Genomic DNA, 13,830 nt, shown 5'->3' with positions numbered 1-13,830 from the left:
CATGCGAAAGACTCAGGAATCGGCTTTCGCGGGTTTCCGCGCACGCGGCTTGTCGGCCGCGGGAAACGCGCCGACGCCGCGCGGCCGTTTCGGCTCGATCCGCATCTGCCGGATCACGCGCCGGAAGTCGATTTCGTGCGCGGCCAGCGCGCCGATCAGCTTCGCGATGACCGCGAGATGGGACGGGACCGTGCCCTTGCTCGAATAGTTCGTGATCGAGCTTTCGTTCATCCGGATCAGACGCGCGAACTCGCGCGACGTCAGTTGCGCTTTTCTCAACTCCTGCTGAAATTCGGTATACGCCATTGCACACATGTTGCTTCGTCTCCGTGAATCAGAAATCGGCCCGCGCGGCGCCGGCGCCGACGGGTGGCGTTCCCGTCGTGCCGGCGCCAACGCGGGTTACATCTTGACCTGGTCGAGGAAGGACTTCTTGCCGCCCTTGTAGCCGTAGATCGAGATGATCCCGTGCGTCAGGTCGCCCTTCGAATCGAACGTCGTCGTGCCGATCACGCCGTCGTACTTCGTCGCCGGCATCGCCGCGAGGATCTTCGCCGGATCCGTCGAGTTCGCGCGCTTCATCGCGTCGACGGCGATGTAGACCGCGTCATACGCGAACGGCGCATCGAACTTGATGCCCTGGTTGAAGCGCTTCTCGTACTTGGCGACGAACGCCGCGCCGCCCGGCATCTTCTCGAGCGCGGCGCCGGCCTGCGAGCACAGCACGTTGTCGGCTGCCGGGCCGGCCAGTTCGGCCAGCGAGTCGGTGCACACGCCGTCGCCGGACAGGATCTTCGCGCGCAGGCCGAGCTGCTTCGCCTGCTTCGCGAGCGGGCCGCCGGTGGCGTCCATGCCGCCGTACATGATCGCGTCGGGGTTCTCGCCCTTGATCTTCGTGAGAATCGCGCGGAAGTCGACCGCCTTGTCGTTGGTCGCGTCGTGCGACAGCACCTTCAGGCCGAGCGCCTTCGCCTTCTTCTCGAACTCGTTCGCGAGGCCCTGGCCGTAGGCGGTCGAATCGTCGACCACCGCCACGCTCTTCACGCCCTTCGCCTGCGCATAGCTCGCGAGCGCCGGGCCCTGCTGCGCGTCGGTCGCGACGACGCGGTAGGTCGTCTTGAAGCCTTGCAGCGTGTAGGTCGGGTTCGTGGCCGACGGCGAGATCTGCACGATGCCGGCGTCGCTGTAGATCTTCGATGCCGGGATCGACGTGCCCGAGTTCAGGTGGCCGATGACGGCGACGACCTTGTCGTCGACGAGCTTCTGCGCGACCTGCGTCGCCTGGCGCGGGTCGGCCGCGTCATCCTGCGCGTCGAGCTGCAGCGTGATCTTCTTGCCGCCGATCGTCAGCCCCTTCGCATTGATTTCCTCGACCGCGAGGCGCGCGCCGTTCTCGTTGTCCTTGCCGAGGTGCGAGATGCCGCCCGTCGTCGGTTCGACGCTGCCGATCTTCACGACCTGGTCGGCCATCGCGGTCGATGCGGCCGCAAACGCGGCGGCAGCCAGTGCAACGGTGATCAGGGGTTTGCAGCGCATGCCGACAATGCTTCGTTCCATCTGCCATCTCCGAATTGAATGTCTTTCTATTGACGTCCCGACCGGCCGGCTGCGGGCCGGGGCGATCGGACGAGTCTCCATACCCATCATGGGCTTCACTTGCATCGCGTCCGGCCCTGGGACGGGCCGCCCGGGCGAGCGGGTGGACGACGCCTGACGCCATGCAATTCGTATGAATATATCTGAAGCCGATTTTGCGCGCTGCGGCGAATCGCGTAACGGGGCGGGCACGGCACGGTTCGGCACCCGGATGTCGAAGGTTCCGGATGCCGGAGATCGTGCGCCGTGGCGGGCCAGGCTGCGGTTCGCGGTCGATGGCCTTACGGCCGCATCCATTATTCGGCCGGTCGCGGGGGCGAAGCCATGGACACTGATGCGCGGTCAGTCGGGAACTGTTCGGTCGATTTGTCTGCACAGTTTGGACACTCGCAATCGCGCGCCCCGGTTCATGGAAAAGCTTCATCGAGCGCGACATGTCTCGTATGCAACTAACGGTCAAGCCCGACGACGTCGACGAACTGGCGCAGGTCGACGGCCCGAACAATCCGATCGGCTTCGCACATGTCGGGGTCGCCTGGACCTGCCCGCTGCGGGATCGTCGGGCAGGTAAGGTCATCCGATGCAGCCGCGATCCTGCGAACGTCCGCGCAAGGCGACGAAGACCACGCCTGCAATCGCCAACAGGCCGCGACCGCGCCTGCCGCGACAAGCGGTTGTCGCGCGCCGCGCGACGACGGTGAGGAAAGGGTATTCATGCGGCAAGGGTGCGGTGTTGCAAGATGCTAAGCTAGCGCACGGATCAACATCCGGGTATGACCATGGCTCGCAGCTCGGTTCGGCGGCGAGCCGACGGTCCGGCGCGTGCGCGTCAGATTGCGGATGCGCTGCCGGTTGCAGCGTCGGCGCCCGGCCCGCGGCCGCCGCTCGCCAGCCTGGAGACCGTGTGTACGGTTGCGCGTCAGGGCGCGTTTCTGGCGGCCGCCGACGTCTCCGGCGTGACGCACGGCGCGATCAGCCGGCGGGTGGCCGCCGTGGAAAACTGGCTGGGCATGGCGTTGTTCGAACGTCATGCACGCGGCGTACGACTGACGCCGGACGGGCAGCGCTTCGTCGGCCGGATCGAACAGGCGTTCGCGATCATCGACAGCGCGGCCGATCAGTGGCGTTCGCCGCGTACGCCGCGACTGGTCAGGATGAGCGTGGTGCCGGCGTTCGCGCAGTTGTGGCTGCTCGAGCGGCAGCAGGCGCTCGAGAGCGAAGCGCCTGCGTTGCGCATCGAGCTCGGCATCGAGCTTCGCAACGTGGATATCGCCGGCGGCGAAGCGGATCGGTCGATCCGGTATGGCCGCGGCAACTGGCGGCAGCTCGAAACCCGCGCGTTCATGCCGGAGCGGCTTTATCCGGTCGCGCATCCGTGGCTCGCCGCGCAACTGGCAAAGGTGCGCCGCCGCGCGGCGATGCCGCGCTGCCCGAGATGCCGCTGCTGCACGATTCCGACGTGACCGGATGGCGCACCTGGTTCGACGCGCTGGGCATTCCGTTCAAGCCGCGTGCGCAGGATCGCCGTTTCGAGGATTACAACCCGGTGCTGGCGGCGGCTGAAGCGGGGCTCGGCGTGGCGTTGGCGCGGACGCCGCTCGCGGACGCGTATCTGAAGCGCAGCGCGCTCGTTCGGGTGAGCCGCCATGAGGTCGATTCGTTGCTCCGGTATCACTTCGTGCATGCGAAGGGGGAGAATCGGCAGGAGGTGCTCGCGTTGATGGAGCGGATGCGGGCGGCGTTGGGAGAACGGAGTTAGAGGGTGGGGCCGTGGTGGCCTGCTTCGGCGGGGCATTCGGGGCCTGTGCGTGTGGTCATGGAGATGGGCCGCAGGATCGTCGACAATGCGACCGCGGAAAACGATGAGGTTGGAGAGATGAACAAGAATCGAGCAATTTTGCAGCCGTTCGGATGCACAGGAGGTCAACGATGAACAGACCAGACAAGTCGTCGAAAGCGCGTGCAGCGCTTGATCAGTTGTTCTCGGGCATTGCGCCCGCGGACGCGAAGAGCGCGTCACGCCCTGGCAACCCGTTCGACGCGGCGGGTGACGATGTGTCCGTCGACGCCAGCGGTCGAGTTGAAGTGACGCTGTCGACCAGAATCCAGTTGCGCGGCTATCCGGGTGCGGATGCGTTCATGAAGCGCATGGCCGAAGCGTGGGGTCTGGAGTGGGGGGCGTATGACAGCGTTCAGGCCATCGCCAGGCTGCCTGCCGGATGGCGCTCGCGCCGGCTTCCGGAAGTCACGCAGATCGTCGACGGACACGATGTCCTGCGCGCGGAGAGCAGCCTGCAGGGCGGCGAGATGTCGTATCTGAAAGTGAACCCGCGGTACTACATCGATGCTCGCAAGGGGTTCGGCTGGGGAAAGTCGTCGAAGGCGTCCGACGATCCGGATCTCGATGGCCCCGACTGGAACTGCTTCGTGATCGATCGGGAAAAGTCCCTCGAAGTGCATGAATTGACGACTTCGTCGCTGAAGGCAGATATGGACAATGCCCGCGCGACGTTGCTGCAATGGCTTGACGAGAACTATCCCAAACATCGCGATCCGTTTGCGTACTGGACGGACTGCGAAGGGGCGTCGTAATTTTGCGTGGCCGCCCGGTTCGGTGTCGCGGGCAAACGTTGCCGGACCGGAATCGGAGCGGGTGGGTCGCCCGCCGTTTCGATGCGTCAGCCGGTCGCCATGGGGACGCCAATTGAAAGAAACCAGTCCGGTTCCGATCCTCTGGGCAGCGTTTGGCGCGGCAGTCGGGTCGACCGTCATCGAACTGCTGCTCTGGTCGATCGTTGGCGACGACGCCATTCGGAACCTGTTTCGCGACGCGCGCTTGACCGCAGCCATCGTGATGGGGCGCGGCGTGCTCGGCTCGTCCGCCGGCTTCGATCCGCTGGTCATGGGTGTCGCGACGCTCGTGCACGCCGCTCTGTCGCTTGCGTATGCGGCCTTGCTGGCGAAGGTGGTCCGGAACATGTCGCTCGGGGCCGCGTTTCTCGCCGGCGGCGCGTTCGGACTCATCCTGTACGGCGTCAACCTGCACGCCTTCACGGCGATCTTCCCGTGGTTCATCCCGGTGCGCGGCGTGATTACGCTGGTGGCCCACCTGGTATTCGGGATCACGGCAGCGGCTGTCTACCGCCTCGCCAGACGCTAGGCCGGACGCCACCCCGGCAACGATTGCCGGGGCTTCCCGCCTCGTTCATTCGCATCCAGACCCCTGGAATAACGTGGCGTGCTGCATCGTTTAGCCGTCAGGAGACCCGATACGAAGCGGCACGCCGTTAGCGCCGCGCGATGAATCTTGCGCAAGCAAATCGATGTGCCGGGCGCCGCCAGTGGCGCCAAAGGTCAAGTGGTCGGGGGCAACAATGCAGGAGCCGATCATGTGCAACTTGATTCGATCCGGGATTGGCATCGTCTGTCTCGGTTTTTCCGCGTCTGTCTTTGCGCAAATGTATGACGGTGTGCCGGACTACGGCACGAACTGCCGTGCGGTCGTCGCGCAAGCGGACATCGACGGCACGGAGCAGCAAATCGTGGGGCGGGCGTGCCTGCAAAGCGATGGCACATGGCAGATCGTGCAAAGTCCTGACGGTAGCGTGATGTGGTACCCGGCGGCGGCCTATCCGTATGCCGACCCGTGGTATTGGGGGCCGCCGCTTTTCATCGGCGCGGGCGTGGGTTTCGTCTTCGTCGATCGCTTCCATCATTTCCACCACTTCGATCACTTCAATCACTTCAATCGGATGGATCATCGCCGCTTCGGCATGCCGGTGGGGTCAGGCTTTCACCATGGCCCGTTCATCGGCGGCGGGGGCCATGGGTCCGGCGGCATGCATCCATTCGGTGGCATGAGCGGGGGTGGCGGAATGCGACGGCATTAGGCCGGCGTTTCGACGTCCGGCAACCGCGTTGCCCGGTTCGAGCGCGAGTCGACCTGAACCTCCTGAGCGGGAACGCGGCTTGTGTATTGCGGCGCGGGCACGCACCGTCGTGATGCCCTCCCTCCCGTCCGCAGCGCTATCGCGATGCGACGTCGCGATCAGAACTTGTGGCGAATCCCGACGATCGCGAGTTCCTGCGTGTCGGTGCCGGAGTTCACGCCGTACGCGCCGACCGATGCGGCGGCCTTCACGGTCGCGCCGCTCGCATTGAGCGTGTTGCCGCTCGCCTTCTGGTAGCCGAACAGCGCATACAGGTCGGTGCGCTTCGACAGCGCGTAATCCGCGCCGAGGTTGACCTGGTTGTAGTGCGCGGAAGCCGGGCCCGTCAGCGACGTGTAGTTGTAGCCGACGCCCGCGCGCAGCGCCGGCGAGAACTGCCAGTTGAAGAACGCCGAGCCGTTGTTGAACTTCGCGTTCTGGCTGAACGCCGACAGCGTGTCCGCGCCGTACTGCGTGTTCGAATATGCGAGGCCGAAGGTCGCCGGCCCGGCCACGTACTGGCCTGCCACGCGCACGATCTGGATCGACTTCGCGCTCGAGAAGCCCTGGTTGATCACGGTGTTGAAGAGCGTGTCCGAGCTGCTCGACCACGTGCGTATGCCGTTCGCGACCGTCGTGCCGCCGTTCGCGTAGAAGACGCCGGCGCCGAGCGACAGCGGGCCGTTCGCGTAGCTCGCGCCGACGCTGTACGTGCGGCCGTTGCCGGTGGCGCCCGCGACGCCGCCGAAGCCGTACAGCGCCGCGAACTGGAAGCCCGAGATCAGCGGGCTCGTGTACTTCACCGAGTTGCTGACGCGCAGGCTGTTGTCGTAGTTGTCGAGGTCGCCCGGCGTCGCGAATACGCCGCCGAAGTAGTTGTCCTGCGTGAGGCCCTGCACGAGATCGACGACCGGATCGTACTGGCGGCCGAGCGTCACGGTGCCGTACGTGCTGCTCGCGAGGCCGACGACGGCCTTGCGGCCGAACTCGCGCTGGCCCTGGCCGAGCGCGCCGGTGCCGATGTTGAAGCCGTTCTCGAGCTGGAACAGCGCGGACAGGCCGCTGCCGAGATCCTCGATGCCGCGCAGCCCCCAGCGGCTGCCGGACAGGTTGCCGCTGCTGAACTTGACGAGGCTCGACGCGTTGCCGCCGCTCGCGTTCTGCGCGTTGTGCACGTAGGCGATGCCCGCGTCGGCGATGCCGTACAGCGTGACGCTGCTTTGCGCGTGCGCGCCGGCGGCATGGAGCGCGGCCGGCAGCGCGAGCAGCGCGAATGAGCGGATTCGTTTCATTGCTGGATTCCCCCGTTGGTCGATTTGTCTGACGAGTCGGTGAACGATACGGACAGCGCATCGTCGAGGGAACCAACAAATTGTCGAATCGTTATGAGGCGGCGCGGAGATGGATGCGCGCGCAACGGGCCGGCAGTCGGCGCCCGGCGCGCGTGGAACCTACGCGTCGTGCCGCCGCGACGCGTTTCTCAGCACGAGCGTCATCAGTTGCCTGCGCGACTCGACGCCGAGCTTCGCGAAGGCGCGTTTCGCATACGTGTCGATGGTGGACGTCTTGAGCCCCATCGCCTGCGCGATCGCGGCCGACGTCATGCCCTGGATGAACGACGCGCACACGTGCATCTCGCGCGCGGTCAGCCGTTCCTGCCATTCCGGCAGCCATTGCGCGACGAGATCGAGATCGAGTTCGTCGCGTTGCCCTTCGTCGGCGCAGATCGCGCCGAGCAGCCGCTTGTGCGTGGACGCCATCGGCAGCACGACCTGCGACAGATGCTTCAGCAGGCTCAGTTCCTTCAGCGAAAACGGCGGCAGCCGCCGCGAGCGCGCGATCGAGATCGAGTAGCGCGTGCCGCCCGTCACGCCCGCGATCACGCATTCGTCGTGAATGTCGCCGGCATCGAAGAACAGATGCCGGAGCTCGCTCGCGACGCGCTGCGAGGACACCTGCAGCAACTGCACGTCGCTTTCGGTTTCGATCGCCGCGTACGTTGCGTCGTCGCTCGCGTAGCTGCGGTAGTAGTGGCGCATCACCTGCGCGACCAGTTCGGGCTCGCGGCCGAAGCTGCCGATCCAGCCGATGCTGCGCCGGCCCGACGACGCGCTGCGCTCGTAGTCGAGATGCACGGCGTCGAAGTCGACGTAGCGCACGAGGGTGTCGTAGACGGCGCGCATGAACTGCGGCGTCCCGACGGCTTGCGCGATGTCGCCGAGCGTTTCCGTCACGAACGCGACGTGGCTCAGCGGGAGATCGGGGGCGGGAAGCGCAGCGCTCATGGCGTCGTGTTTCGAAGATTTCAGGTGGCGCTACAGGTATCACGAATATTTTCGACTGCCTACGCGGGAATCTACCCAAACGGCCCCGACCGACGTCGCCGTTTGTCCCGGTTTTCGGGACTGACGCTGCAGGCCGCGATCTCTACATTGACCCTTGTGCTGAACACCGCTTGACGGCGTTGACGCGAGTCCGGACCGGACCGGGCGCAACGGCCGATCCCCATCACAAGGAGAATCCCCATGCGCATCCGTATCCGTCGTCGTCCGGCCTTCCGCGCCGCGCTCGCCATCTCGGCGGGGCTCGCCCTCGCGGCCGGCCTGTCCGCCCACGCGGGCGAGGCCAACCTGAATGTGTACAACTGGTCGGAGTACGTAGCGAAGGACACGGTGCCGAACTTCGAGAAGCAGACGGGTGTCAAGGTCCGCTACGACAGCTACGACAGCGACGATACGCTGCAGACCAAGCTGCTCGCGGGCAGCTCGGGCTACGACATCGTCGTGCCGACGTCGAACTATCTCGCGCAGCAGATCCAGGCCGGCGTGTACCAGAAGCTCGACAAGTCGAAGCTGCCGAATCTCGCGAATCTCGACCCGGCGCTGATGAAGATGATGGCGAAGGCCGACCCGGGCAACCAGTACGGCGTGCCGTGGGCGTGGGGCACGACGGGCATCGGCTACAACGTCGAGGCGGTCCGCAAGCGGCTCGGCGACACCGCGCCGACCGATAGCTGGGCGTTGCTGTTCGACCCGGCGAACGCGGCGAAGCTGAAAGGCTGCGGCATCTCGCTGCTCGATGCGCCGGACGCCGCGTTCGCGGCGGCGCTGCAGTACATCGGCAAGGATCCGGAGAGCAAGAATCCGGCCGACTACCAGGCGGCCTACGACGTGCTGAAGAAGATCCGCCCGTACGTGACGCAGTTCAGCTCGGCCGGCTACGCGGACGATCTCGCGAACAACGACGTGTGCGTCGTGCTCGGCTGGTCGGGCGACGTCAGCATCGCGCGGCGGCGCACGCAGGACGCGAAGCGTTCGTATGAAATCCGCTATGTGAATCCGAAGGAAGGCGGCCTGCTGTGGTTCGACGTGATGGCGATTCCGAAGGATGCGCCGCACCCGGAAGCCGCGCTGAAGTGGATCAACTATATCGAGGACCCGAAGACCAACGCGGCGATCACGAACGAGATCTTCTATCCGAGCGCGAACAAGGCTGCGCGCGCGTTCGTGACGCCGGCGATCGCACAGGATTCGAACGTCTACCTGCCTGACGGCACGCTCGCGAAGACGTCGCTCGCGATGCCGCGAAGCGCCGACATCGCACGGATGCAGAACCGTCTGTGGCTGCAACTGAAGTCGGGCGGTTGAGGGCGACGACGATGATCCAGTCACTCCCCGATGCGCCGGCCGCGGCCGGCGCGCGCCACGACGCGTTCGTGCGCATCGAAAACGTCGTGAAGAAGTTCGGCGACAGCACCGCCGTCGACAACGTGAACCTGACGATCGCGAAAAACGAACTGTTCGCGCTGCTCGGCAGCTCGGGCTGCGGCAAGTCGACGCTGCTGCGCATGCTTGCCGGGCTGGAAACGGCGACCTCCGGCAAGATCTTCGTCGACGGCGAAGATCTTGCGTCGCTGCCGCCGTACCGCCGCCCGGTCAATATGATGTTCCAGTCGTACGCGCTGTTCCCGCACATGACGGTCGAATCGAACGTCGCGTTCGGCCTGAAGCAGGAAGGTACGCCGAAGCACGAGATCAAGGAACGCGTGGCCGACGCGCTCGCGCTCGTGCAGATGAGCAAGTATGCGAAGCGCAAGCCGCATCAGCTCTCCGGCGGCCAGCAGCAGCGCGTTGCGCTGGCCCGCTCGCTGGTCAAGCGCCCGAAGCTGCTGCTGCTCGACGAGCCGATGTCCGCGCTCGACAAGAAGATCCGCCGGAAGACCCAGCTCGAACTGGTGAACATCATCGAGAAGGTCGACGTGACCTGCGTGATGGTCACGCACGACCAGGAAGAGGCGATGACGATGGCGAGCCGCCTCGCGGTGATGAGCGAAGGCAAGATCGTGCAGATCGGCGCGCCCGGTGAAGTGTACGAATTCCCGAACAGCCGCTTCTCGGCCGAGTTCATCGGCTCGACCAACCTGTTCGAAGGGCGCGTCGTCGAGGACGAACCCGACCACATCTTCGTCGAGAGCGACGACCTCGAAGCGCGCATGTACGTGAGCCACGGCGTGACGGGCCCGCTCGGGATGCCGGTCGGCATCTCGGTGCGCCCGGAGCGCGTACACGTATCGCGCGACAAGCCCGGCTCGAAACACAACTGGGCGCGCGGCGTCGTGACCGACATCGCGTACATGGGCGCGTACTCGCTGTATCACGTGCGGCTGCCGAGCGGCAAGACGGTCGTGTCGAACCTGTCGAGCTCGCACCTGATGACCGACGCGGCGCCCGCCTGGAACGACGACGTGTTCGTGTCGTGGTCGCCGGCCAGCGGCGTCGTGCTGACGCAGTGAGGACGACACGATGAGAACCTCTGCTTCCACTCCGTCCGCGCCGGTGTCGACCGGTGCCGCGAGCACCGGCGCCGGCCGGTCCCGCCCGGGCCGCTTCGCCGCGCTGTCGCGCTTCCTGCCGTCGGGCCGCAACGTCGCGATCGGCGTGCCGTTCCTGTGGCTCGTGGCCTTCTTCGCGCTGCCGTTCGTGCTGGTGCTGAAGATCAGCTTCGCCGACCAGATGCTCGGCATTCCGCCGTACACCGCGCTCGCGCGGCTGGAGGCCGGCACGGTGCAGTTCGTGCTGTCGCTGAAGCATTACGCGCTGCTGCTGCAGGACGACCTGTACCTGAACACCTACGTCAGCTCGCTGAAGATGGCCGCCGCATCCACGCTGATGTGCCTGCTGGCCGGCTATCCGGTCGCGTATTGCATCGCGCGCTCGGCGCCGGCCCGCCGCAACCTGCTGATGATGGCCGTGATGCTGCCGTTCTGGACGTCGTTCCTGATCCGCGTGTATGCGTGGGTCGGGATCATGAAGGACGACGGGCTGCTGAATCACGCGCTGGCCGCGCTCGGCGTGATCGCGACGCCGCTGCGCCTGTATCACACCGACGCGGGCGTCTACATCGGGATGGTCTATTCGTACCTGCCGTTCATGGTGATGCCGCTGTACGCGCACCTCGTGAAGATGGACCTCACGCTGCTGGAGGCGGCCAACGATCTCGGTGCAACGCCGTGGTCCGCGTTCTGGCGCATCACGTTGCCGCTGTCGCGCAACGGCGTCGTCGCGGGCAGCCTGCTCGTGTTCATCCCGGCGGTCGGCGAGTACGTGATTCCAGAGCTGCTCGGCGGCGCCAACACGCTGATGCTCGGCCGCGTGATGTGGGATGAATTCTTCAACAACATGGACTGGCCGATGGCGTCCGCCGTGACGGTGACGATGGTGATGCTGCTGCTGGTGCCGATGGCGCTGCTCCATTACAGCCAGACCGAAGCGGAGGCGCAGAAATGACCCGCGCGCATCGCATCCTGTCCGCGTGCGTGCTCGGCGCGGGCTTCCTGTTCCTGTACGTGCCGATCGTCAGTCTCGTCGTCTATTCGTTCAACGCGTCGAAGCTCGTGACGGTGTGGTCGGGTTTCTCGCTGAAGTGGTACGGCGCGCTGCTGCAAGACGGCGAACTGCTCGCGGCCGCGTGGCTGTCGCTGAAGATCGCGCTGCTGACGGCGACCGCGTCGGTCGCGATCGGCACGTGGGCCGGCTTCGTGCTGGCCCGCATGGGGCGCTTTCGCGGCTTCACGCTCTATGCCGCGATGATCAACGCGCCGCTGGTGATTCCGGAAGTGATCCAGGGGATCTCGCTGCTGCTGCTGTTCGTCGCGATGCAGCAGGCGTTCGGCTGGCCGGCCGGGCGCGGCTGGCTGACGATCTGGATCGGCCACGTGATGCTGTGCCTGTCGTTCGTCGCGGTGATCGTGCAGTCGCGCGTGAAGGAGCTCGACCGTTCGATCGAGGAAGCCGCGCTCGACCTCGGCGCGAGGCCGTGGAAAGTGTTCTTCGTGATCACGCTGCCGCTGATCGCGCAGGCGCTGGTGTCCGGCTGGCTGCTCGCGTTCACCGTGTCGATCGACGACGTGATCCTGTCCGCGTTCCTGTCGGGCCCCGGTTCGACGACGCTGCCGCTCGTCGTGTTCTCGCGCGTACGGCTCGGTCTCAATCCGGAAATGAATGCGCTCGCCACGGTGTTCATCACGGTCGTGACGATCGGCGTCGTCGTCGTGAACCGCGCGATGCTGGCCCGCGAGCGGCGGCAGGCGCGCGATGTGCGTGCTTGGCACGCTGCATCCGTGGCGGACACGCCTGCTTCCCCGTCCGCTTCGCCGCCGGCGCGCCCGTCGGCCGCGCACCCTCGGCACGATCCCGCACCGCATCCCGTGAAGTGAAGAACGACAAGGAGACTTTCCATGAAAAAGAAGTATCTCTGCGCGCTGATCGCCGGTGCGCTGCCGGGGCTCGCCGTTGCGAATTCGAGCGCCGACCAGATCAGGGCGCTGCAGCAGCAGCTCGCCGTGCTGCAGCGGCAGATGAGCGCAATGCAATCGCAACTCGCCGCGAAACCGGCGGCCGCGCCGGCTGCGTCGACCGCAGCGACCGCAACGGCCGCGGCCGACACGTCGGCGCCGGGCTACGGGCAGGCGCCGGCCGTGCTGACCAACGACGACGTGACGGAAATCCGCCAGCAGGTCGCGAACCAGCAACTGAAGGTTGATTCGCTGACCGACGCGGCGCGCACGGGCCCGATCGCGGGGCTGTCGGTGACCGGCTATCTCGACCCGACCTACTTGTACAACCGGGGCGGCGGCACGTCGTCGTTCCAGTTCGCGAACCATGAGAACGCGTACACCTATTACAACAGCACGTTCGGCGACGTATTCCTCGACATCAAGAAGACGTTCGGCGTCGGCCCGACCGCGCCGTCCGCGGAAATCACGCTGATGCCGAACCGCGGCGCGGGCCTGTCGATGATGACGGGCAGCGGCGCGAGCGGGCTCGACATCGTGAACACGGCGGTCGTCACGGTGCCGCTGTCGGGCACGACGGCGTTCGTCGGCGGGCTCGTGCTCGGCTTCGGCGGCTACGAGTACCAGCAGTCGAGCCAGATGCTCACGCTGACGCACAACCTGCTGTACGACTTCTCCGATCCGGGCTCGTCGATCGGCGCGGGCATCAACTACCAGAGCGCGGACGGCCACTGGGCGTGGAAGTTCTTCGTCGGTAACGAGCAGTTCCGCAGCGCGGGCGCGGTCACGCAGACGGGCGTCAACGCGCTCGGCGACCCGATCACGACGAGCAACAAGGTGCCGACCTTCACCGCGCGCGTCGACTACATGCACGGCAGCGCGCTCGACGTCGGCGGCTCGATCAACATCGGCCGCCAGACGTTGCCGAGCGCGATCGATCCGGCGACCGGCAACGTGCGCTACGGCGTCGGCGGCAACGCGCCGAGCGCGTACGGCGCGTTCTTCTTCGGCGAAGCCGACGCAACCTACACGCTCGCCGATGCGCAGTACAACGCCGAGATCGACTACGGCCAGCAGCAGCACGGCGCGTTCAACGGCGGGCTCGCGCAGTGGTTCGGGCTGTCGCTGCTCGCGCACCGCAAGTTCAACGCGCCGGTGGTCGGCCGGATGGGCGCGACGCTGCGTTACGACCTGCTCGTGAACCGGAAGAACGGCGGCGGCGGTTCGTCGATCGGCCTGAACGGCAACGGGATGGATCCGAACAACGGCTTCGGCATCGACGCGGACTGCCTGGCGCTGTCGAAGGCGAACGGCGGCGTCGGCTTCGAGTGCAAGGGCGCGACGCGGCAGGCCGCCGCGTTCGACCTGCTGTTCTACCCGACCCAGCAGGTGACGGTGAAGGTCGAATACCGGCACGACTGGGCGAGCAACAAGGTCTTCCTGCGTCACGACGGATCGTATGCGAAGTCGAACGACCTGCTCGCGACCCAACTCATCTACGCATTCTGACCC

Annotated in this window: 13 protein-coding genes and 1 pseudogene; 10 read left to right on the top strand and 4 right to left on the bottom strand. The window is 66.1% G+C overall.

Translation table 11 applies throughout. The annotated features are described in order from the left end of the window. Window positions 1-12: 12 nt before the first annotated feature. Together JYG32_RS37440 and JYG32_RS37435 are read right to left on the bottom strand one after the other, a co-directional pair. Complete coding sequence (locus JYG32_RS37440; RefSeq protein WP_174377977.1) at window positions 13-315, bottom strand: XRE family transcriptional regulator; 303 nt, start codon at window positions 313-315, stop codon at window positions 13-15. An 87-nt stretch (window positions 316-402) separates the two neighbouring features. After that, window positions 403-1,557, bottom strand: a complete 1,155-nt coding sequence (locus JYG32_RS37435; protein ID WP_174377978.1) for a branched-chain amino acid ABC transporter substrate-binding protein — start codon at window positions 1,555-1,557, stop codon at window positions 403-405. 473 nt (window positions 1,558-2,030) lie between these two features. Between JYG32_RS37435 and JYG32_RS37430 the strand changes: the two genes are divergently transcribed. The 5 genes and pseudogenes from JYG32_RS37430 to JYG32_RS37410 all read left to right on the top strand — a co-directional run bounded on the left by JYG32_RS37430 (window position 2,031) and on the right by JYG32_RS37410 (window position 5,486). Further along, complete coding sequence (locus tag JYG32_RS37430) at window positions 2,031-2,297, top strand: hypothetical protein (protein WP_213267747.1); 267 nt, start codon at window positions 2,031-2,033, stop codon at window positions 2,295-2,297. Window positions 2,298-2,369: 72 nt separating this feature from the next. Beyond that, window positions 2,370-3,355: pseudogene (locus JYG32_RS37425) on the top strand (LysR substrate-binding domain-containing protein). 170 nt (window positions 3,356-3,525) lie between these two features. Then, entirely contained in the window at window positions 3,526-4,188 is a 663-nt protein-coding gene (locus tag JYG32_RS37420) for a nitroreductase (RefSeq protein ID WP_213267746.1), read from the top strand. A gap of 112 nt (window positions 4,189-4,300) precedes the next feature. Continuing rightward, the gene (locus tag JYG32_RS37415) at window positions 4,301-4,756 is read left to right on the top strand and encodes a sodium:proline symporter (RefSeq protein ID WP_213267745.1); all 456 of its coding nucleotides are present in this window, start codon (window positions 4,301-4,303) and stop codon (window positions 4,754-4,756) included. Between the two features lie 229 nt (window positions 4,757-4,985). Then, a complete protein-coding gene (locus JYG32_RS37410; RefSeq protein ID WP_213267744.1) occupies window positions 4,986-5,486 on the top strand; it encodes a hypothetical protein in 501 nt (166 codons plus the stop codon). A gap of 158 nt (window positions 5,487-5,644) precedes the next feature. Here the strand turns inward: JYG32_RS37410 and JYG32_RS37405 are convergent, their stop codons facing one another. Both JYG32_RS37405 and JYG32_RS37400 read right to left on the bottom strand, forming a co-directional pair. Beyond that, window positions 5,645-6,817 carry a porin gene (locus tag JYG32_RS37405; RefSeq protein WP_213267743.1) on the bottom strand — a complete coding sequence of 391 codons (1,173 nt, stop codon included), beginning with the start codon at window positions 6,815-6,817 and terminating at the stop codon, window positions 5,645-5,647. 159 nt (window positions 6,818-6,976) lie between these two features. Continuing rightward, window positions 6,977-7,810, bottom strand: a complete 834-nt coding sequence (locus JYG32_RS37400) for a helix-turn-helix transcriptional regulator (RefSeq protein WP_213267742.1) — start codon at window positions 7,808-7,810, stop codon at window positions 6,977-6,979. 240 nt (window positions 7,811-8,050) lie between these two features. Here JYG32_RS37400 and JYG32_RS37395 point away from each other — a divergent pair, with 240 nt between their 5' ends. From JYG32_RS37395 to JYG32_RS37375, 5 genes are read left to right on the top strand one after another with little or no spacing between them, the layout of a single operon-like run. After that, on the top strand, window positions 8,051-9,172 hold the full coding sequence (locus tag JYG32_RS37395; RefSeq protein ID WP_213267741.1) for a polyamine ABC transporter substrate-binding protein: 1,122 nt from the start codon (window positions 8,051-8,053) through the stop codon (window positions 9,170-9,172). An 11-nt stretch (window positions 9,173-9,183) separates the two neighbouring features. Further along, window positions 9,184-10,317, top strand: a complete 1,134-nt coding sequence (locus tag JYG32_RS37390) for an ABC transporter ATP-binding protein (protein WP_213267740.1) — start codon at window positions 9,184-9,186, stop codon at window positions 10,315-10,317. Between the two features lie 10 nt (window positions 10,318-10,327). Next, a complete protein-coding gene (locus JYG32_RS37385) occupies window positions 10,328-11,311 on the top strand; it encodes an ABC transporter permease subunit (RefSeq protein ID WP_213267739.1) in 984 nt (327 codons plus the stop codon). Beyond that, window positions 11,308-12,240: an ABC transporter permease subunit gene (locus JYG32_RS37380; protein WP_213267738.1), complete on the top strand. Its 933-nt coding sequence runs from the start codon at window positions 11,308-11,310 to the stop codon at window positions 12,238-12,240. The genes JYG32_RS37385 and JYG32_RS37380 overlap by 4 nt, the downstream gene beginning before the upstream one ends. 21 nt (window positions 12,241-12,261) lie before the next feature. Further along, complete coding sequence (locus tag JYG32_RS37375) at window positions 12,262-13,827, top strand: DUF3138 family protein (RefSeq protein ID WP_213267737.1); 1,566 nt, start codon at window positions 12,262-12,264, stop codon at window positions 13,825-13,827. Window positions 13,828-13,830 lie beyond the last annotated feature (3 nt).

Source organism: Burkholderia pyrrocinia (assembly GCF_018417535.1).
GTDB lineage: Bacteria > Pseudomonadota > Gammaproteobacteria > Burkholderiales > Burkholderiaceae > Burkholderia > Burkholderia pyrrocinia_E.
Note: the sequence above shows the minus strand (reverse complement) of the source record. Positions and strands in the feature narration are given on the sequence as shown.